The 19,080-nt window shown below is 69.5% G+C and carries 16 protein-coding genes and 2 pseudogenes; 14 read left to right on the top strand and 4 right to left on the bottom strand.

The annotated features are described in order from the left end of the window. Positions 1 to 92 precede the first annotated feature (92 nt). The gene (locus ACWCP8_RS03790; RefSeq protein ID WP_352265812.1) at positions 93 to 1,319 is read left to right on the top strand and encodes an amidohydrolase family protein; all 1,227 of its coding nucleotides are present in this window, start codon (positions 93 to 95) and stop codon (positions 1,317 to 1,319) included. A 103-nt stretch (positions 1,320 to 1,422) separates the two neighbouring features. Here the strand turns inward: ACWCP8_RS03790 and ACWCP8_RS03785 are convergent, their stop codons facing one another. Then, the gene (locus ACWCP8_RS03785) at positions 1,423 to 2,250 is read right to left on the bottom strand and encodes a MerR family transcriptional regulator (RefSeq protein WP_451114024.1); all 828 of its coding nucleotides are present in this window, start codon (positions 2,248 to 2,250) and stop codon (positions 1,423 to 1,425) included. Between the two features lie 167 nt (positions 2,251 to 2,417). Beyond that, complete coding sequence (locus tag ACWCP8_RS03780) at positions 2,418 to 2,621, bottom strand: cold-shock protein (protein WP_003967102.1); 204 nt, start codon at positions 2,619 to 2,621, stop codon at positions 2,418 to 2,420. 353 nt (positions 2,622 to 2,974) lie between these two features. On the opposite strand from ACWCP8_RS03780, the gene ACWCP8_RS03775 reads away from it, so the two are divergent. From ACWCP8_RS03775 to ACWCP8_RS03740, 8 genes and pseudogenes are all read left to right on the top strand, one after another. Then, the gene (locus ACWCP8_RS03775; RefSeq protein WP_352265809.1) at positions 2,975 to 3,853 is read left to right on the top strand and encodes a menaquinone biosynthetic enzyme MqnA/MqnD family protein; all 879 of its coding nucleotides are present in this window, start codon (positions 2,975 to 2,977) and stop codon (positions 3,851 to 3,853) included. 369 nt (positions 3,854 to 4,222) lie between these two features. Continuing rightward, a complete protein-coding gene (locus ACWCP8_RS03770) occupies positions 4,223 to 5,992 on the top strand; it encodes a serine/threonine-protein kinase (protein ID WP_451114023.1) in 1,770 nt (589 codons plus the stop codon). A gap of 72 nt (positions 5,993 to 6,064) precedes the next feature. Next, positions 6,065 to 7,264, top strand: a complete 1,200-nt coding sequence (gene mqnC / locus ACWCP8_RS03765) for a cyclic dehypoxanthinyl futalosine synthase (protein WP_356000439.1) — start codon at positions 6,065 to 6,067, stop codon at positions 7,262 to 7,264. 7 nt (positions 7,265 to 7,271) lie between these two features. Continuing rightward, positions 7,272 to 7,925 carry an imidazolonepropionase-like domain-containing protein gene (locus tag ACWCP8_RS03760; protein ID WP_451114022.1) on the top strand — a complete coding sequence of 218 codons (654 nt, stop codon included), beginning with the start codon at positions 7,272 to 7,274 and terminating at the stop codon, positions 7,923 to 7,925. A gap of 142 nt (positions 7,926 to 8,067) precedes the next feature. After that, positions 8,068 to 9,102, top strand: coding sequence for a M4 family metallopeptidase (locus ACWCP8_RS03755; protein ID WP_382833553.1), 1,035 nt, complete (start codon positions 8,068 to 8,070; stop codon positions 9,100 to 9,102). A gap of 289 nt (positions 9,103 to 9,391) precedes the next feature. Beyond that, positions 9,392 to 10,084, top strand: coding sequence for a demethylmenaquinone methyltransferase (locus ACWCP8_RS03750; protein WP_030926348.1), 693 nt, complete (start codon positions 9,392 to 9,394; stop codon positions 10,082 to 10,084). A gap of 218 nt (positions 10,085 to 10,302) precedes the next feature. Further along, a pseudogene (locus ACWCP8_RS03745) lies at positions 10,303 to 10,374 on the top strand (zinc-ribbon domain-containing protein); the annotation flags it as partial. A gap of 57 nt (positions 10,375 to 10,431) precedes the next feature. Next, positions 10,432 to 12,666, top strand: coding sequence for a hypothetical protein (locus ACWCP8_RS03740; RefSeq protein ID WP_451114167.1), 2,235 nt, complete (start codon positions 10,432 to 10,434; stop codon positions 12,664 to 12,666). Between the two features lie 27 nt (positions 12,667 to 12,693). Here ACWCP8_RS03740 and ACWCP8_RS03735 read toward each other — a convergent pair. Next, positions 12,694 to 12,848, bottom strand: a pseudogene (locus ACWCP8_RS03735) (GNAT family N-acetyltransferase); the annotation flags it as partial. A 43-nt stretch (positions 12,849 to 12,891) separates the two neighbouring features. Here ACWCP8_RS03735 and ACWCP8_RS03730 point away from each other — a divergent pair. Further along, positions 12,892 to 14,175: a geranylgeranyl reductase family protein gene (locus ACWCP8_RS03730; RefSeq protein ID WP_352265802.1), complete on the top strand. Its 1,284-nt coding sequence runs from the start codon at positions 12,892 to 12,894 to the stop codon at positions 14,173 to 14,175. Positions 14,176 to 14,527: 352 nt separating this feature from the next. Here ACWCP8_RS03730 and ACWCP8_RS03725 read toward each other — a convergent pair whose 3' ends face one another. Next, the gene (locus tag ACWCP8_RS03725; RefSeq protein WP_352265800.1) at positions 14,528 to 15,340 is read right to left on the bottom strand and encodes a C40 family peptidase; all 813 of its coding nucleotides are present in this window, start codon (positions 15,338 to 15,340) and stop codon (positions 14,528 to 14,530) included. Positions 15,341 to 16,102: 762 nt separating this feature from the next. On the opposite strand from ACWCP8_RS03725, the gene ACWCP8_RS03720 reads away from it, so the two are divergent. From ACWCP8_RS03720 to ACWCP8_RS03705, 4 genes are read left to right on the top strand one after another with little or no spacing between them, the layout of a single operon-like run. Beyond that, entirely contained in the window at positions 16,103 to 16,462 is a 360-nt protein-coding gene (locus ACWCP8_RS03720; protein WP_053644853.1) for an NADH-quinone oxidoreductase subunit A, read from the top strand. 18 nt (positions 16,463 to 16,480) lie between these two features. Continuing rightward, positions 16,481 to 17,035, top strand: a complete 555-nt coding sequence (locus tag ACWCP8_RS03715; protein ID WP_030975705.1) for a NuoB/complex I 20 kDa subunit family protein — start codon at positions 16,481 to 16,483, stop codon at positions 17,033 to 17,035. Continuing rightward, complete coding sequence (locus tag ACWCP8_RS03710; RefSeq protein WP_267003189.1) at positions 17,032 to 17,742, top strand: NADH-quinone oxidoreductase subunit C; 711 nt, start codon at positions 17,032 to 17,034, stop codon at positions 17,740 to 17,742. The genes ACWCP8_RS03715 and ACWCP8_RS03710 overlap by 4 nt, the downstream gene beginning before the upstream one ends. Further along, on the top strand, positions 17,742 to 19,064 hold the full coding sequence (locus ACWCP8_RS03705; RefSeq protein ID WP_352265798.1) for an NADH-quinone oxidoreductase subunit D: 1,323 nt from the start codon (positions 17,742 to 17,744) through the stop codon (positions 19,062 to 19,064). Before ACWCP8_RS03710 ends, ACWCP8_RS03705 begins: the two co-directional genes overlap by 1 nt. Positions 19,065 to 19,080 lie beyond the last annotated feature (16 nt).

The following is a 19,080-nucleotide window of genomic DNA, read 5'->3' as shown; positions in this document are numbered from 1 at the left end:
GTGACGCTCTGCACAAGCCCTCGACAACGATTTGGGACCGGGGCCGACCCAGATAGCTGACGGTACGTCAGATCGGCGCTACCGTGGAGGGCATGGAGACCTTCCCGAAGATCATCTCGGTGGACGACCACACGGTGGAGCCCGCTCATGTCTGGCGGGACCGGCTCCCGTCCAGGTACCTCGACCGCGGCCCGCGCATCGTCCGCGCCCCACTGAAGGAAATGACTTTCATGGGTGGCAAGTTCGCACCGGTGATGGGCGCAAAGGGCGACGACGGACCGATCGGCGACTGGTGGGTGTACGAGGATCTGCACCGGCCGCTCACCCGGCTCGACACCTCCGTCGGCTACGACAGGGACGAGATCAAGCTCGAAGTCATCACGTACGAGCAGATGCGCCCCGGTTCGTACGCGGTCCCGGACCGGCTCGCCGACATGGACATCAACCATGTCCAGTCCGCGCTCTGTTTCCCGACCTTCCCGCGGTTCTGCGGCCAGACGTTCACGGAGGCGAAGGACCGCGAACTCGGACTGCTCGGCGTGCGCGCGTACAACGACTGGATGGTCGAGGAGTGGTGCGGTCCCGAGGCGGGGGGCCGGCTGATCCCGCTCACCCTCGTCCCGCTGTGGGACGCGCAGCTCGCCGCCGACGAGGTCCGGCGGAACGCCGCGCGCGGGGTGCGCGCCGTCGCGTTCTCCGAGATACCCCCACATCTCGGCCTTCCGTCGATACATACGGACGAGTGGGATCCGTTCCTGCGGGCCTGCGACGAGACGGGCACCGTGATCGCGATGCACATCGGCTCCTCCTCGAAGATGCCGTCCACCTCGGCCGATGCCCCGCCCGCGGTCGGTTCCACGATCACCTTCGCCAACTGCTGCTTCTCGATGGTCGACTGGCTGATGAGCGGCAAGTTCGAACGTTTCCCGAACCTCCGGATCATGTACGCGGAGGGCCAGATCGGCTGGATCCCGTACATCCTGGAACGCGCCGACGTGGTCTGGGAGGAGAACCGGGCCTGGGGAGGGGTCGCCGACAAGGTGCACCGGCCGCCGTCGGAACTGTTCACCGAGCATGTGTACGGATGCTTCTTCGACGACGCCTTCGGGTTGAAGAACCTGGACGCGATCGGCGTCGGGAACGTGCTGTACGAGACGGACTACCCGCACTCGGACTCGACCTGGCCGAAGTCTCGTGAGGTCGGCGAGGCGCAGATGGGGCACCTGGATCCGGACGTGGTGGACCGGATCGTGCGCCGCAACGCGATCGGCCTTCTGGGGCTCACGGCCGACGGGCTGTGGGCGGGGCCCGGGGCGTAGCGCCGGGGGCTGCTGCGGGAGGCAGCCGTACGAGCGGTCGTGGGTGAACGTGACGCCCGTACCGCCGTCACGTTCACCCACGACCCTGTGTCCTCCCCGAGGATCAGTCCCTGGCGACCGGCTCCTGGAGCTCGGTGACCCACTTCGCCCGGTCCTCGGGGCACTCCAGATTGATCTCCCGGGTGTAGCCGAGCGACCGGTACCCGTGGGCGTCCAGCCAGCGGGCCAGCGTCTGCTCGGTGATCAGGACCCCGTCCATCGAGCCGCGGTGGACGATGGTCGCCGCCTCGAACGCGGGCAGCTCCAGCACCGTGACACCGGTGTCGCCGACCGGACCGACCGGCACCGAAACCGTCACTCCGGCGTGCACGACGATCGTGCCGTTGCCGTCCGGTGCGTCCTCGTACCGTGCGATGCCGGGACCGGTGGGCCGGATCCCGGCCGCTTCCAGCAGCGGGAACAACCGGTCGTACAGCGGTCCGATCACCGGAGTGATGTCCTGCGGCTGATAGCTCGCCGCCGTTCCGGTCAGTTCCGCCACGCGTACGGCCGGAACGTTCTTGATCACAACCTCGTCAGCGGGCATGTGCCCCTCGCTCTCGATCGACCGGAGCCTCGCCTCGACCTGTGCCAGCCGCGCCGCCGCTGCCGCCATGGCAGCCTCCAGCTCCACCTGCCGCAGTCGCAGCATTCCGCGCAACTCCTCGGGGCCGACCTGGTCGTCGAGGACGGCCTGCACCTGCTGGAGCGTGAAGCCGAGATCCTTCAGGGCGATGATGCGGTTGAGGCGTGCGAGCTGGGCGGCACCGTAGAAGCGGTAGCCGGTGGCGGGGTCGGTGCGGTCGGGAGGCAGGAGTCCGATGGCGTCGTAGTGACGCAGCATCCGGGCCGACACCCGTCCGTACCTGGCGAAGTCTCCGATGGTGAACATGATGTCTCCCAGTGCACGGCCTCACACGGTGTCAAGGTCAAGCCCCTCGTCCGTGGCGCCGGCACCGCGACGGGGCACCAAAAGGCAGGAGCCCCGTTCCCCGCCGAAGCGGAGGAGCGGGGCTCCTTGGGTACTGCATGCCGGCCGCGATCGGCCGACCCGGGCAACTAGGCCGGGGTGACGTTCTCAGCCTGCGGGCCCTTCGGCCCCTGAGTGACGTCGAAGTTCACGACCTGGTTCTCCTCGAGGGAGCGGAACCCGGACGCGTTGATCGCGGAGTAATGAACGAAGACATCCGGGCCGCCGCCGTCCTGGGCGATGAAGCCGAAGCCCTTTTCAGCGTTGAACCACTTGACGGTTCCGGTAGCCATAAGCCCTCCTTGGGCCAAAGGGTTGCCCTGCTCCAGAACCTGCAAAGAAGTCTGAAAACTACAAAAGCCTGCGGGTTACATGCTCCGCAGGCTCTGTACTGCAAGGGAAACCAAACTGCAACTTGGCGATGAGCCTAGCACGCAGCATGTGCAGAGGGGTAGAGGGAAAGATCACTTCACTCGGACGTTTGATAGCCGTGCCGATGAGCTGACGAACATAGGGGCCCGGGGGCGCTCGGGAGGCGGCCGGGGGAGGGGTCGCGGAGCGGTCCGAGACGGTCCGGAGAGCGGGCTCGGGCGAGCCTGTGAGCCCCGGTGGCGCCGGGGTTCCCGCGCGGGTCTAGCCTCGCGATGTGGACAATTCAACCGTCTCTCCCGCAGCAGGCGACGACCGTCGCAGCAGGCCGCGCGTCGGCCACATCCAGTTCCTGAACTGTCTCCCCCTCTACTGGGGCCTGGCACGGACCGGAACCCTGCTCGACCTGGAGCTGTCGAAGGACACCCCGGAGAAGCTCAGCGAGCAGCTGGTCCGCGGTGATCTCGACATCGGCCCCATCACCCTGGTCGAGTACCTGCGCAACGCCGATCAGTTCGTGGCCTTCCCCGACATCGCGGTCGGCTGCGACGGGCCCGTCATGTCATGCGTGATCGTCTCCCAGCGGCCGCTGGAGGAGCTCGACGGTGCCCGGGTGGCGCTCGGCTCCACGTCGCGCACCTCGGTCCGCCTCGCGCAGCTGCTGCTCGCCGAGCGCTACGAGGTGTCGCCGGACTACTACACCTGCCCGCCCGACCTCGGCCTGATGATGCAGGAGGCGGACGCCGCCGTGCTCATCGGTGACGCCGCGCTGCGCGCCTCGCTGCACGACGCGCCGCGGCTCGGCCTGCAGGTCCATGACCTCGGGCAGATGTGGAAGGAGTGGACGGGGCTGCCGTTCGTCTTCGCTGTCTGGGCGGCCCGCAAGGACTACCTGGCCGCCCACCCGGCCATGGTGAACGAGGTCCACCGGGCGTTCCTCGCCTCGCGTGACCTGTCCCTGGAAGAGGTCACCAAGGTCTCGGAGACCGCGGCGCGGTGGGAGGTCTTCGACGCGGAACTGCTGGAGCGGTACTTCACGACGCTGGACTTCCGCTTCGGTGCGGCCCAGCTGGAGGGTGTACGGGAGTTCGCGCGCCGGACGGGACCGACGACCGGCTTCCCGGCGGACGTGAACGTCGAGCTGCTCGACCACTGATCCGTGCGTACGGGAATGGGACGGGCAATGGGTGAATCCTGAACCTTCTTCTGCCCTTCCCGCCCGCGTCTGCGTTATTTATAGCCCGGTATTTATTGCCCGGTCCCGGGGATTCCCTTCCGGCGAATGCCGCGAATGCCGCGGCCGGTCACCCCGCACGCCGTATCCGATTAGCGGATGGCGTCCGGGGTGAGTCCCGGTTGAGTGCAGGAATCGTTCGATTGAACGACACATTCGCGCCTTTTGCTGTGTCGAAAACTGCTGTTCGTTCCCATAGGGGCGAAATCGGCGGATGGTTTCTCTGTGATCGCATGACCTTCGCCCCTAGGCTTCGGTCGGAGGTCCGGCCGGTCCACAGGGGGAGTCCATATGCAGCCGCTGGAAGCCGGCGAGCCGCTCACCATCGGCGCCTACCGTCTGCTCGGCAGGCTCGGTGCGGGCGGCATGGGCCGGGTCTATCTGGGGCGCAGCGCGGGGGGACGCACCGTCGCGGTCAAGGTCGTCCATCCGCACTTCGCGCTCGACGGGCAGTTCCGGGCCCGGTTCCGCCTCGAGGTGGACGCGGCGCGGCGGATCGGGGCGCAGTGGACGGCGCCCGTCCTGGACGCCGATCCGGACGCGCCCGTGCCATGGGTGGCCACCGGTTATGTCGCCGGGCCGCCGCTGTCGGGGGCGGTCGCCGAGCACGGGCCACTGCCCGAACAGTCGGTACGTACCCTGGGCGCCGGACTCGCGGAGGCGCTGGCAGCCGTGCACGGGCAGGGACTCATCCACCGCGATGTGAAGCCGTCCAATGTGCTGCTCGCCCTCGACGGCCCCCGCCTGATCGACTTCGGCATCGCCCGCGCCATCGACGCCACCGCCTCGCTCACGTCCACCGGCGTCTCGGTCGGCTCGCCCGGCTACATGGCACCGGAGCAGATCCGGGGCCTGGACATCTCGGGCGCGGCCGACATCTTCTCGCTCGGCGCAGTGCTCGCGTACGCGGCGACGGGCCTCGCTCCCTTCCTCGGCGACTCCTCGGCGGTGCTCCTCTACAAGGTGGTGCACGAGGAACCGGAGCTGGGCGAGATCGAGGGCGAGCTGCGGGAGGTGATCGCCGCGTGTCTGGCGAAGGACCCGGCGCTCCGGCCCACCCCGTCGGAGCTGGCCCTCCGGCTGGCGCCGGACGGGGCGGCCGCGCGGGTGGCGACGGGCTGGCTGCCCGGCACCCTGGTGCGTGAGCTCAGCCGGGCCGCGGTGGCCCTGCTGGACCTGGAGCCGCAGGACGCGCCCGTGCAGTCGGGGCCGGTGCCGTTCAGCGATGTGTTCCTCGACGGCCAGGCCGACGGGACACCGGGTGGCAACGAAGCGCAGGCCGTGGGCCGGGCGGGCGGTGCGCTCGGGGTGTTCGGGCCGCCGTTCGAGCCGACCCTCCCTCCTCGGACGCAGCGGCCGGGCGGGGCCGTCGGGGACAACTCGACCGGGCTGCCCGGCCCCCGTACCCCCGATCCACGCTTCTCCCTCACCGTCGGCGCCGACTCCGGGCCCGCCCGCCCCGACCGGAACCGTGGCCGCAGGCTCAGTTGCACCGTCGCCCTCGCGGTGGCGGGCGCGCTCGCCGCTGTGACCGTGGGCAGCGCCTTCCTCTTCGATCTGCTGCCGGGCAGCGGTGGCGGCGACGCCGGGGAGCACGACGGTGCGGCCAAGCCCCCGCCCAGCACGTCCGCCACGCGGCCGTCGACCCCGACGGACGCGGGCACCGGCGGCGCGGACCAGGTCACCGCAGTGCCGAAGGCGTTCGTCGGCACCTGGAAGGGGCCGCTGACCGAGAAGACCACCGGACAGCCGCACGGCACCCTCACCGCCGTGTTCACCGAGGGGAGGAAGGGCACGGACGTCGTCCGCATGAACACCACGGTCTCCACCCTCGGAGTGACCGTCAGCTGCAACAGCATCGCCCGGCTCTCCTCGGGCACCGCCAAGGAACTGACGCTCCGGGAGCGCACCGATCCGGACCGCCCCAACACCGCCGGGCTGTGCACGAGCACCACCACCGATGTCGTCTTCACCCTCGTCGGCGACGGCACACTGCGCTTCAGGTCCGAGGAGAGGGGCGCCGGCCTGCCGTACGGCACGCTCAGCCGGTCCGGCCGCTGACCCCGGCAGGGGCTGGCGTAGGCTGAACCGGTCCGTAGATCCGTTGAAAAACCGCCGAAAGGTGACAGCCCGGTGACCGAGAAGGCCGACCTCCAGCCCATCCTCGACCGAGCCGCCGAGGGCGGGCGGATCACTCCGGAGGAGGCACTCGACCTCTACCGGTCGGCGCCGCTGCACGCGCTGGGTGCGGCCGCGGACGCCGTGCGCCGCCGCCGTTACGCCGGTACGGAGCACATCGCGACGTACATCATCGAGCGCAACATCAACTACACCAACGTGTGCGTCACGGCCTGCAAGTTCTGCGCCTTCTACGCCGCGCCGAAGGACACCGCCAAGGGCTGGTCCCGCGATCTCGACGACATCCTGCGCCGCTGCGCGGAGACCGTCGAACTCGGCGGCACGCAGATCATGTTCCAGGGCGGACACCACCCGGACTACGGCGTCGAGTACTACGAGGAACACTTCTCCGCGATCAAGAAGGCGTTCCCGCAGCTGGTGATCCACTCGCTGGGCGCCTCCGAGGTCGAGCACATGGCCCGGATCTCCAAGGTCTCCGTCGAGGAGGCCATCCAGCGGATCCACACCGCCGGTCTCGACTCCTTCGCCGGAGCCGGTGCCGAGCTGCTGCCGGCCCGGCCGCGCAAGGCGATCGCCCCGCTCAAGGAGTCCGGCGAGCGCTGGCTGGAGATCATGGAGGCGGCGCACCGGCTCGGTGTCGAGTCCACCTCCACCATGCTGATGGGCACCGGCGAGACCAACGCCGAGCGCATCGAGCACCTGCGGATGATCCGCGACGTACAGGACCGGACGGGTGGCTTCCGCGCGTTCATCCCGTACACGTACCAGCCGGAGAACAACCACCTGAAGGGCCAGACGCAGGCCACGCTCTTCGAGTACCTGCGGATGATCGCCATCGCCCGGCTCTTCCTCGACAACGTCGCGCACATCCAGGGCTCCTGGCTGACCACCGGCAAGGAGGTCGGCCAACTGTCGCTGCACTACGGCGCCGACGACCTCGGCTCGATCATGCTGGAGGAGAACGTCGTCTCCTCGGCGGGTGCCAAGCACCGCTCGAACCGGCTGGAGATCATCGACCTGATCCGCAAGGCGGGCCGCGTCCCGGCGCAGCGCGCCACGACGTACGAGCACCTCGTCGTCCACGACGACCCGGCGAACGACCCGGTCGACGAGCGCGTCGTCTCGCACATCTCGTCCACCGCGATCGAGGGCGGCACCGCGCATCCGGAGCTCAAGCTCCTGAGCGCCAACTGAGGCCGCATTGCTGACCGTTCATGCCGCGCCGCTGGTTCTTCCGGTCGGCGCGGCTGCCGTCCGGCAGGGCGCGGTGGCGGTGGACGGCGACCGGATCGCCGCCCTCGGCCCGTACGACGACGTCATGGCCGCCCACCCGACGGCCCGCGTCCGCCAGTGGCCCGGCGTCATCACCCCCGGTCTGCGGCAGTGGCACGGCCTCTGGCTGCTCACCCGCTGCTACCACCCCGATCCGCGCGAGGTGGACGAGCTCGGCGACCGGCCGTTGTGGGGCGAGGCGTTCGAGCGGCTGGCCGCCGGGATGGACGCGACGCGGCGGGCGGGCAGCGTACGGCGCGGGCTGCAGCAGATGCTGCGGTACGGGACGACGCACCTTGCGGGCCGGTTCCACGACCCGGCTGTCCGCACCGCCGTCGCCCGCTCGGGTCTGACGGAGGTCTCGGCCGTCGGAGCCCCCGGCATCCTCATCGGCGAACCGAGCCTGGACCCGTTCGCGGAGGGGCACGACCTGCCCGGCTCGGCGCACGGCCCGCTCACCGTCGGCGCCCGCGCCGACCTCGCGGTCTTCGACGTACCGGACGAGGCGGCGCTGTGCGCTGCGGGGGCGGCGACATGCGTGGCCACGGTGCTGGGCGGACGGCTGGTGTACCGGCGGCGGTGACCGGGGCGGTACCCGGCGTGGGTGCCCCGGGGCGAACTGTGACGTCGGCCCCCTGGTCACACGGGCCCGGGGTGCGGGAAGATCCCGCAGCGCCCTACCGCCCCCCGCACGCTGCCCACGTACTCCCACCAGGAGGATGTTCATGGCCTGCCGCACATCCCGCGTTCTGCTCGCCGCGGCCACCACCACCGTGGCACTAGCCACCCTCGCCGCCCCCGTCACGGCATCGGCCGCCGGCTCCCCGCAGGGGCGGGTCTTCATGGTCAACCCCGTGCAGTCCTCCGGGGATCAGAACCTGACCGACGCCAAGGACTCGGCCACCGCCGTGCCCGCCGACGCCTACGCCCTGGCCGCCCTGCGCAACCTCGACGGCAGCGGCGGGCTCTCCGGCAAGTGGGCGTACATCAGATCCGACACCGGAACCTCCGCGAAGGTCGCCGACGCGGGCACGTACACCCGCAAGGACGACCAGTTCGAGCAGGTGATGGCCTACTTCTGGGTCAACGAGGCGCAGGAGTACCTGCAGAGCCTCGGCTTCGGCAGCGAGCTGCCGGGTGCCAACGACCGGGCCCAGCCCGTCCGCATCAACCAGTGGGGCGCCGACAACTCCTTCTTCACCGACAAGAAGGCCGAGATCCGCTTCGGCAAGGGCGGGGTCGACGATGCCGAGGACGCGGAGGTGATCGTCCACGAGTACGGGCATGCCGTGCACAACGCCCAAGTTCCCGGCTTCGGTACGTCGGAGGAGGCCGGGTCCATCGGAGAGGCCTGGGGCGACTACCTGGCCGTGTCGGTCGGCGCGTACGCGGACTCCAAGTACGGCTGGCCGCGCAAGACCGACCTGGGCTGCGTCGCGGACTGGGATTCCGTCTCGTACACCTCCTCCGCGCCGCACTGCCTGCGCCGTGTCGACGGCGACAAGACCTACGCGGACAAGGTGGGCGAGGTGCACGCGGACGGTGAGATCTGGTCGCGGGCCCTGTTCGACATCCGCGGCGCGCTCGGCGCGCGCGAGGCCGACCGGATCATCGTCAACGCCCAGTTCGGCTTCGCGCCGGACACGTCCTTCCAGGACGCGGCCCTGACGACGATCGCGACCGCGCAGCAGATGTACGGCAAGAGCGCGGCGGACGCCGTGCGGAAGGCGTTCCAGGACCGGGGCATCCCGGGGGTGTGAGCCCGCGCCGGGGGGGTGGCGGAGGGTCGCCACTCACCCCGGCGGGTGTCCACGCGTCCCCCCGTCCGGCCATGAGCCTCCGCACCGGCCCCGGCGGCGCAGGGACGGCGCAGTGCGCATGCGGAGTGACGCGGGCCGCCCACGTCGTGGAGGAGAGAGGGCTCTCGGGCGGTGACGTGGTCCACCGACGCGCAGTGCCCCCACGCACCCGAACGGTCGAAGCCGACTTCCGGCGGGTCGGGTGCCGACCGGCGCGAGGCGCCGTCGGCCGGGCTGCTTGAATGGGTGGGTGACCCGAGCATCCCTGGACAAGCAGCCGCACGAAGTCGCCTCGATGTTCGACGACGTGGCGGCGAACTACGACCTCACCAACGACGTGCTGTCGCTCGGCCAGGCCCGGCTGTGGCGCAAGGAGGTCGCGAAGGCGGTGCACGCCCGCCCGGCGGAGAAGGTCCTCGACCTGGCCGCGGGCACGGCGACGTCCTCGCTGCCGTTCGCCGCGACCGGTGCGTACGTCGTGCCGTGCGACTTCTCCGTCGGGATGCTCCAGGTGGGCAAGAAGCGGCACTCCTGGCTGCCGTTCACCGCGGGCGACGCCACGAAGCTGCCGTTCCGCGACGAGACGTTCGACGCGGTGACGATCTCCTTCGGGCTGCGCAACGTCCAGGACACGGATACGGCGCTGCGCGAGCTGTACCGGGTGACCAAGCCGGGTGGCCGGGTGGTGATCTGCGAGTTCTCGCAGCCGACCTGGGCGCCGTTCCGCACGGTCTACACCGAGTACCTGATGCGGGCACTGCCGCCGGTCGCGCGTGCCGTGTCGTCCAACCCCGATGCGTACGTCTATCTCGCCGAGTCCATCCGCGCCTGGCCCGACCAGTCCGGGCTCGCCCAGCTGCTGCAGAAGGCCGGCTGGTCGAAGGTGGCCTGGCGCAATCTCACCGGCGGTGTCGTGGCACTGCACCGGGGCGTACGCCCCTGACCCCTGCGGCGGTCGGGAGGCGGCGGTGCCGAGGCGGTTCGGAGGCGGCGCGGCCACGGTGAACCGTGGGGAACCCCTTCGCCGGACGGAAGTTGCCGGGTTCGGTGAATGCGGGAACCGGTGGGCGGGAAGATGTGTCCGTTGATACGGCACGCGTTTTCTCCGTTCCCGTGTGTCACCGGTTCTCTGTGTCCCCGTCGCTGCGCCGGAGTCTTCCCATGCCGCCGTCCTACTGTCCGCACTGCGGAACCGCCGCGCCCGAAGGGGCGCGTTTCTGCATGACATGCGGGCGAGAACAGCCGACCGCGGCGGGAGCAGCGGACCCGGCTCCTCCCGCGCTGCCGCCCATGGCCCCGCAGCCCGGCCACGCACCCCAACCGGCGCCGCCCGGTTACGCACCCCCGCCCGGTTACGCACCCCCGCCCGGTTACGCACCCCCGCCCGGTCACGCACCCGTCCGGCCGTCGCCCGCGGGGGAGTTCTTCGGCCGGGCGATGCGCGGCGACTGGGCAGGGTCGCTGAAGGCGGCCGCCTGGCCGACCGGGCTGATCCTGGCGCTCGCGGTGGCGCTGGCCATCCCCTCGTACGGTCAGGGGGACGAGATCGTCGTCGGCTGGAGCGACCGCCTGCGGATCGCACTCGCCATGCTGCTCCAGGCGTTCGGCGGCGGCTTCGAGCTCCGGGCGCAGGGGCCGGGCTCGCCGTACGGCTCCGGTTCCGACGGATCCGGAGGTTCCGACGCGTTCGGCGCCGGCTACGGGACCGCCGGACAGGCCGGCGCCACGCTCTCCCTCGTACCGCTCACCGTCACCGTGCTCTGGGTCGGTGCGCTGCTGCTCGCCTCCCGGGCGGCCCGCAAGCAGGGCGGCGGCATGGAGGCGGCGGTGCGGATCAGCGCCCTGGTCACCGGCGCGATCCTGGTCCTCGGGCTGTTCGCCCAGCCGGACATCGCGGGGGTCTCGGTCTCGTCCTCCCCGCTGCTCGCGGCGCTCGGCGCGCTCGTGCTCTCGCTGCTCGTCACCGGCGGCGTCCTGCAACAGGACGCGGCGGCCCAGTGGCTGGCGCAGCGCCCTGCCGCGCATGCCGTGGTCCGTGCGACGGGCACGGCGGTCCGGGCGCTCGGAGCGGTCGTCGCGCTCTGCGCGCTGATCGGGTTCATCGCGTACGCCAACGTCGACGGGGTGGACGGCACGGCCATGCTGCTCACCCTGCCGGTGCTGCCCAACATCGGTCTGGCGGTGCTCGGGGTGAGCTGGGGTGCCCCGGTTGAGTACGACGTGCGCGGCGAGTTCGGCTGGTTCGGCTCCGGGATGGAGCACGGAGGCTTCGGACTCTCCGAGTTGGGCGACGCGGTGAACGGGTGGGCGGTGACCGGTGCGGTGCTGACCGGCGTCGTCTGCGCGCTGTACGCCGGTGTGTCGGCGGCCCGCCGCTCGGCGGACCGGCGCGAACAGGCCATCGCCGGTGGGCTGTTCCTCGTGCTGTATCTGCTGCTCACCGGGTTCAGCGGGGTGTCCGCCCAGCTCTCGGGCGATGTCGCCGGTGTGGGCGGTCAGGGCATGGCGGAGATCGCCCCGAGCGTGCCGGACGCGCTGCTCTTCGGGCTGCTGTGGGTGGGGGGAGCGGTGCTGGTGGCGCCGCATCTGCTGCGGCTGGTGGGGCGTCCGGCCGGCCCGGTGGCTCCGGCGCCCGCGTGGGGTCCGGGAACGCAGCCTCAGCCACCCGCCTGGAACCCCCCGCCGCAGACGCCGCCCGCGACCGTCCCCACGCATGCTCCCGCGTCCACCCCGTACCCTCCGTACGATCCGCGGACCGTACGACTCGGCCCCGCAGTGGCTAGGGCCCAGGCCGACGCCGACGCAGCGGCCACCGCCGCCCGTAGGCGCTCCGTCGTCGTCTGGAGCGTGACCCTCGTCGCGGCCATCGTGCTGGGCGGCGGGGTCACCGCCGGAGTCCTGTTCCTCAAGAACGACAGGAGCGACAACCAGCACCCGCCCGCGGCGGCCGCCGAGGACAACAAGCCCGCGGCGCCCGCGAGCAGCGACAGCGCGCCCCCCGAAGCCACCCCGACGCCGTCTCCGACCACGTCCCCCAGCGCGTCCGCGACCACGCCCCCCGCCGCGCCCACCGTCCCCGACGGCTACCGCATGGTCTCCGACAGTGCCGGCTTCTCCTTCGCCGTTCCGGTCCAGTGGGACCGGGAGAGCGAGAAGAACCACCAGATCACGTACGCGGGCTCCACCGGCCGGGCCGAGCTGAAGGTCGGCGTCATCCGCAACGCCCCGTACACCTCGTACGAGAACTTCCAGAACCTGGAGCGGACCGCCGACGCCAACCAGAAGAACTACCGGCGGCTGAAGCTCGGTGCCAACACCTTCCAGGGACTCCAGGGCGCGATCTGGGAGTACACGTACGAGGACAAGCAGAGCGGCGAGACGATCCACGCGATCGACCAGAGCTACATCGCCGACGACGGCACCGAGTACGCGATCTACACCACCGAGCGCGACCGCTACTGGTCGGACGCCCGGCAGATCTTCGACACCGCCCTGTCCACCTGGATGCTCAACGACATCGACTGACCCGGCTCGTCACGCATCCAGCTCCGGCATGACCTCGCGGTCGTCGAACGCCCGGTGCCAGGAGAGGGCGTCCTCGTCCGTCGGGACACGCAGCTGTACGGAGGGGGCGGCGGGGGCACGGTCGACATCGGGGAGCCCTTCGAAAGGTTGATCAGCAGGCCCCCATAGACTGCACGGGACATGTGCCGCGCGGCACGCGATTTCGAGTCTTCGGGAGATCCGACCGTGACCGAGCCCCTCTCCGAACACAGCGCGGATGTGATCGTCGTCGGGGCAGGCCCAGCCGGCTCCACGACCGCGTACTACCTCGCCAAGGCCGGACTCGACGTTCTCCTGCTGGAGAAGACGGCCTTCCCGCGCGAGAAGGTGTGCGGCGACGGCCTCACCCCGCGAGCCACCAAGCAGCTCGTCTCCATGGGTATCGACATCTCCGAAGAGGCCGGCTGGCTGCGCAACAAGGGTCTGCGCATCGTCGGCGGCGGCGTCCGCCTCCAGCTGGACTGGCCGGAACTCGCCTCGTACCCGGACTACGGTCTGGTCCGCAAGCGCGACGACTTCGACGAGCAGCTGGCCCGCCAGGCACAGAAGGCGGGCGCGCGGCTGTACGAGCGCTGCAACGTCGGCGCCCCGATCGTCGACGAGCGCACCGGCCACATCACCGGCGTGAACGCCAAGCTCGGCGAGGAGAAGACCCCGGTCACCTTCCACGCTCCGCTCGTCGTCGCCGCCGACGGCAACTCCACCCGGCTGTCGCTCGCCATGGGCCTGCACCGCCGCGAGGACCGCCCGATGGGTGTGGCGGTGCGTACGTACTTCACCTCGCCCCGGCACGACGACGACTACCTGGAGTCCTGGCTGGAACTGTGGGACCGGCGCGGCGCCCAGGACCGGCTGCTGCCCGGCTACGGCTGGATCTTCGGCATGGGCGACGGCACGTCCAACGTCGGCCTCGGCATCCTCAACTCGTCCTCCGCGTTCAAGGAGCTGGACTGGCGCGAGGTCCTCAAGGCGTGGTGCGCCTCGATGCCCGCCGACTGGGGCTACACCGAGGAGAACATGACGGGCCCGATCCGTGGCGCCGCGCTCCCGATGGCCTTCAACCGCCAGCCGCACTACACCAAGGGGCTGCTGCTCGTCGGTGACGCGGGCGGCATGGTCAACCCGTTCAACGGCGAAGGCATCGCATACGCCATGGAGTCGGGCCAGATCGCCGCGGACGTCATCGTCCAGGCGCACGCCCGCGCGACCCCCGCCCAGCGCGAACTGGCGCTGCACAACTACCCGAAGGTCCTCAAGGAGACCTACGGCGGCTACTACACGATGGGCCGGGCCTTCGTGAAGCTGATCGGCAACCCGAAGGTCATGAAGATCGCCACGCAGCGCGGTCTGACGCACCCGCTGCTGATGAAGTTCACGCTGAAGATGCTGGCCAACCTCACCGACCCGACGGGCGGCGACGCGATGGACCGCATCATCAACGGCCTGGCGAAGGTGGCCCCGCGCTCCTGAAGCCGGGATGACGGCCCACGTCCTCCGGGACGTGGGCCGCGACGGTCCCGCCTGTGTCCCGGCGATCGCCTCCGAGTGGGACAAGCCGGGCATTCCGTACGGGAAGACAGCCAAGCGGTGCACCCGTGAGCAGACCTGGGGTCATTACCGACCGCCCGAGCTGGAACCCCTCAAGCGCATCGACGAGGTGCGCTTCGGGCCGGGGCTTCCGAACACCTTCGGCCCGGGGCGATTACGGGGTCGACCGGGGCGGTCCGCACGGCTGAGGGCCGTCACTCCCGAGCGGGGAGTGACGGCCCTCAGCCGGATCACACGCGCTTGTGAATCCGAGAACTCGAGGAACTGGGAGAACTCAGAGAACGCGGACCGCGCCCGACGGCGGGTCGTAGTCCAGGGAGCGGAGCACCACACCGGTGCTCGGGTTCTGCGCGCCGACGAACTGGCCGCCGCCCACATAGACACCGACGTGGTACGCGGAGCCCGCGCCGCCCCAGTACAGGATGTCGCCTGGCTGAAGGTTGCTCAGGGAGACCTGGGTGCCGGCGGTCGACTGGGCCTGCGAGACGCGGGGGAGGTCGACGCCCACCGAGCGGAACGCGGCCTGGACCAGACCGGAGCAGTCCCACGAGTTGGGGCCGGTGCCGCCGGACACGTACGCGTCGCCGACCTGAGCCTTGACGAACGAGACGACGGACGCGGCGGAACCGGTGGCGCTCGACGAGGAGGAGGCGACGGAGGTGGAGGCGGACGTGGCGCTGAGCGTCGTACGGGCCTCGGAGCGGGAGGCGCGCAGGGCGGCCTCGGCCTTGGCCTTGGCGGCCGCCTCCGCCTTCTTCTTGGCCTCCGCCTTGCGCACGGCCTCGGCCTTGGCCGTCTTGGCGGCCTTGGCGGCGGTGGTGGCGGCGGCGTCCTCGTGTGCCTGCGTCTCCAGGTCGAGGGCGACCTGCTGCGTGGCTTCGGCGGACGCGGCGACGGCGGTGGAGAGCCCGGAGGTGAGGGTGGGCATCTCGATGGTCTGAGTCACCGGCTCGGCCTGGGCCGGAGCGGCGGCTGCGGCGACCGCGATGGTGCTGAGGACGCCACCGGCAACTCCGGCCCGCAGCGCCGTCTTCGAGGCGTTTCGGCGGGGCTTCCGGTGGCTGGGTATGTGAGCGGTGTGGGACATGAGTACTAGCGCTATCAGGGCCTCAGGGGTCCCTTCAAGAAACGTGTGTTGCGACACAGTTACGTACGGAATCTTTGAATCCGCTTTCTGGCGACCCTTATTGACGCCGTAACGGGCAAAACGGGCAGGGGTGATCACCCCTGTGATCACGGTCTTTCGGGAATTCGCCCGAATTGCCCGCCGCCTACCATCCGTTCACACCAATGGCCAAGCCCGCTTTTGTTGAAGGTCGAGTGGGGTGACGTAGGTCACAGCATGGCTGTTGCGTGGCGGGCATAAGAGCGCCCGGCGCGCCCGGTGCCGTCGGCGGCGCCGGGCGGGTGGCCTTTCGCCCGGAAGATCGCGAATGTGCGCACGCGTCCACTTCGCTCCCCGTGAACCCCTCGCGCGGGTGAGTGTCAGACCGGGACGGATCCTCTTATCACTCCCTGTCGTCCATTGCCAATTTGCATGTCGAGGCGTCTGATTGTTAGTGGAACATCGCTTTGACCAGCGGTAACAACATCAGATGTCACGTCTCGTGGTCACCCGGCCGCTTTGCGTACGAAGATCACTTCTCATCCGGCTTCATGATCCTTCGCCTGGTGGTGGAGATCACAAAGCCGGTGTAGTACCCCGTGTCGCAGATCACAGGACGGCAGGCATAGGATGCGGGGCAGTCGGGCTTGTGAACTGCCTCACATGTGCACGATCTTGGTGAGGTGGCGAGCCGGTCGCCCGATGCGGTCCAACGGTCAAGGACGACTGGAAGGAGCGAGGAGCGTGAATGCCTACGCGCCCGTCCTCGTGCTCGGCGCCCTCGGGGCAGGGTTTGCGATCTTTTCCGTGGTCATGGCCACGCTTATCGGCCCGAAGCGATACAACCGAGCAAAGCTCGAAGCGTACGAGTGCGGTATTGAACCCACCCCCACTCCAGCCGGAGGCGGCCGCTTCCCCATCAAGTACTACCTGACGGCGATGCTCTTCATCGTCTTCGACATCGAGATCGTCTTCCTCTATCCCTGGGCGGTCACCTTCGACGCCCTGGGGATCTTCGGGCTCGTCGAGATGCTGCTCTTCGTGCTCACCGTCTTCGTCGCCTACGCGTATGTATGGCGTCGCGGCGGCCTGGAATGGGACTGAGGGGCTGAGGGGCACACCATGGGACTCGAAGAGAAGCTGCCCAGCGGCTTCGTGTTGACCACTGTCGAGCAGGCCGCCGGCTGGGTGCGGAAGTCATCCGTATTCCCTGCCACCTTCGGCCTCGCCTGCTGCGCCATCGAGATGATGACGACCGGAGCCGGGCGCTACGACCTGGCCCGTTTCGGGATGGAGGTCTTCCGCGGATCGCCGCGGCAGGCGGATCTGATGATCGTGGCAGGGCGGGTCAGCCAGAAGATGGCACCCGTCCTGAGGCAGGTCTATGACCAGATGCCGAATCCCAAGTGGGTTATCTCCATGGGGGTTTGTGCATCATCGGGTGGGATGTTCAACAATTATGCCATTGTGCAGGGTGTTGATCACATTGTCCCGGTCGATATCTATTTGCCGGGTTGCCCGCCGCGTCCCGAGATGCTGATGGACGCCATTCTCAAACTCCACCAGAAGATCCAGAGCTCCAAGCTCGGGGTCAACGCGGAGGAGGCCGCCCGCGAGGCGGAGGACGCGGCACTCAAGGCGCTTCCCCTGATCGAGATGAAGGGGCTGCTGCGGTGAGCGACGAGCAGAACAGCAACGGCGTACCCGCGCCGCGCGACGAGACCGGCGAGGTCATCGGCGTACGGAAGGGCATGTTCGGCGCCAACAACGGCGGCGACACCTCCGGCTACGGCGGCCTCGTCCGCACGGTGACGCTGCCGGGCGCCACGCCCCGGCCGTACGGCGGCTGGTTCGACGAGGTGGCCGACGAACTCGAAGGGGCCCTGGAGGAACAGGACCTGCTCCCCGAGAACGCCATCGAGAAGACCGTCGTGGACCGCGGCGAACTCACCTTCCACATCGCTCGCGAGCACTTGCCCACCGTGGCTCGAACCCTGCGCGACGACCCGGCCCTGCGCTTCGAGCTCTGTACGGGGGTGAGCGGTGTCCACTTCCTCGGCGACAAGGGCCGAGAGCTGCACGCCGTCTACCACCTGCGATCGATCACTCACGGTCGGCTGATCCGGCTGGAGGTCTCGGCCCCGGACAGCGACCCGCACATCCCGTCGCTCGTCACGGTCTATCCGACCAACGACTGGCACGAGCGTGAGACCTACGACTTCTTCGGGCTCATCTTCGACGGGCACCCGGCCCTCACCCGGATCATGATGCCGGACGACTGGCAGGGCTTCCCGCAGCGCAAGGACTACCCGCTCGGTGGCATCGCCGTCGAGTACAAGGGCGCCCAGATCCCGGCTCCGGACCAGCGGAGGTCGTACTCCTGATGTCTACTCCACACGCAACGCCCCGGGCCACGACCGAGGGGACTGTATATACAGTCACCGGCGGCGACTGGGACGAGGTCGTCGAGTCGGCGGTCAAGTCCGACGACGAGCGCATCATCGTCAACATGGGTCCCCAGCACCCGTCCACGCACGGCGTGCTGCGGCTGATCCTGGAGATCGACGGCGAGACCGTCACCGAGGCCCGCTGCGGCATCGGCTACCTCCACACCGGCATCGAGAAGAACCTCGAATTCCGGAACTGGACCCAGGGCACCACGTTCGTCACGCGCATGGATTACCTGACGCCGTTCTTCAACGAGACGGCGTACTGCCTGGGCGTCGAGAAGCTGCTCGGCATCGAGGACCAGATCCCCGACCGGGCGACCGTTCTGCGCGTCCTGCTGATGGAGCTCAACCGGATCTCCTCGCACCTGGTGTGCATCGCCACCGGCGGCATGGAGCTCGGCGCCACCACGATCATGATCTACGGGTTCCGCGATCGTGAACTGGTTCTCGATCTCTTCGAGCTGATCACCGGGCTCCGGATGAACCACGCGTTCGTCCGGCCCGGCGGACTCGCCCAGGACCTGCCGCCGGGCGCGGTCGACCAGCTGCGCGAGTTCGTGAAGACCATGAAGAACAACCTGCCGGAGTACGACAAGCTCGCCACCGGCAACCCCATCTTCAAGGCCCGCATGCAGGACGTCGGCTATCTCGACCTGACCGGCTGCATGGCGCTGGGCGCCACCGGTCCGATCCTGCGCTCCGCCGGACTCCCGCACGACCTGCGCAAGACGGACCCCTACTGCGGGTACGAGAACTACGAGTTCGACGTCCCCACCGCCGACAGCTGCGACGCCTACGGCCGCTTCCTCATCCGTCTCGAGGAGATGCGCCAGTCGCTGCGGATCATCGAGCAGTGCATCGACCGGCTCGCCCCGGGACCGGTGATGGTCGCCGACAAGAAGATCGCCTGGCCCGCGCAGCTCGCGCTCGGACCCGACGGGCTCGGCAACTCGCTCGATCACATCAAGAAGATCATGGGCACCTCCATGGAGGCCCTGATCCACCACTTCAAGCTGGTGACCGAGGGTTTCCGGGTCCCGGCCGGCCAGACGTACACCGCCGTCGAGTCGCCCAAGGGCGAGCTCGGCGTGCATGTCGTCTCGGACGGCGGAACCCGCCCCTACCGGGTCCACTTCCGCGACCCGTCCTTCACCAATCTTCAGGCCATGGCGGCGATGTGCGAGGGCGGCCAGGTCGCCGATGTCATCGTCGCCGTCGCGTCCATCGACCCCGTGATGGGAGGCGTCGACCGGTGACCGAAGTACGTCAGGA

The sequence above is a fragment of the Streptomyces sp. NPDC002206 genome (genome assembly GCF_053593595.1).
Note: the sequence above shows the minus strand (reverse complement) of the source record. Positions and strands in the feature narration are given on the sequence as shown.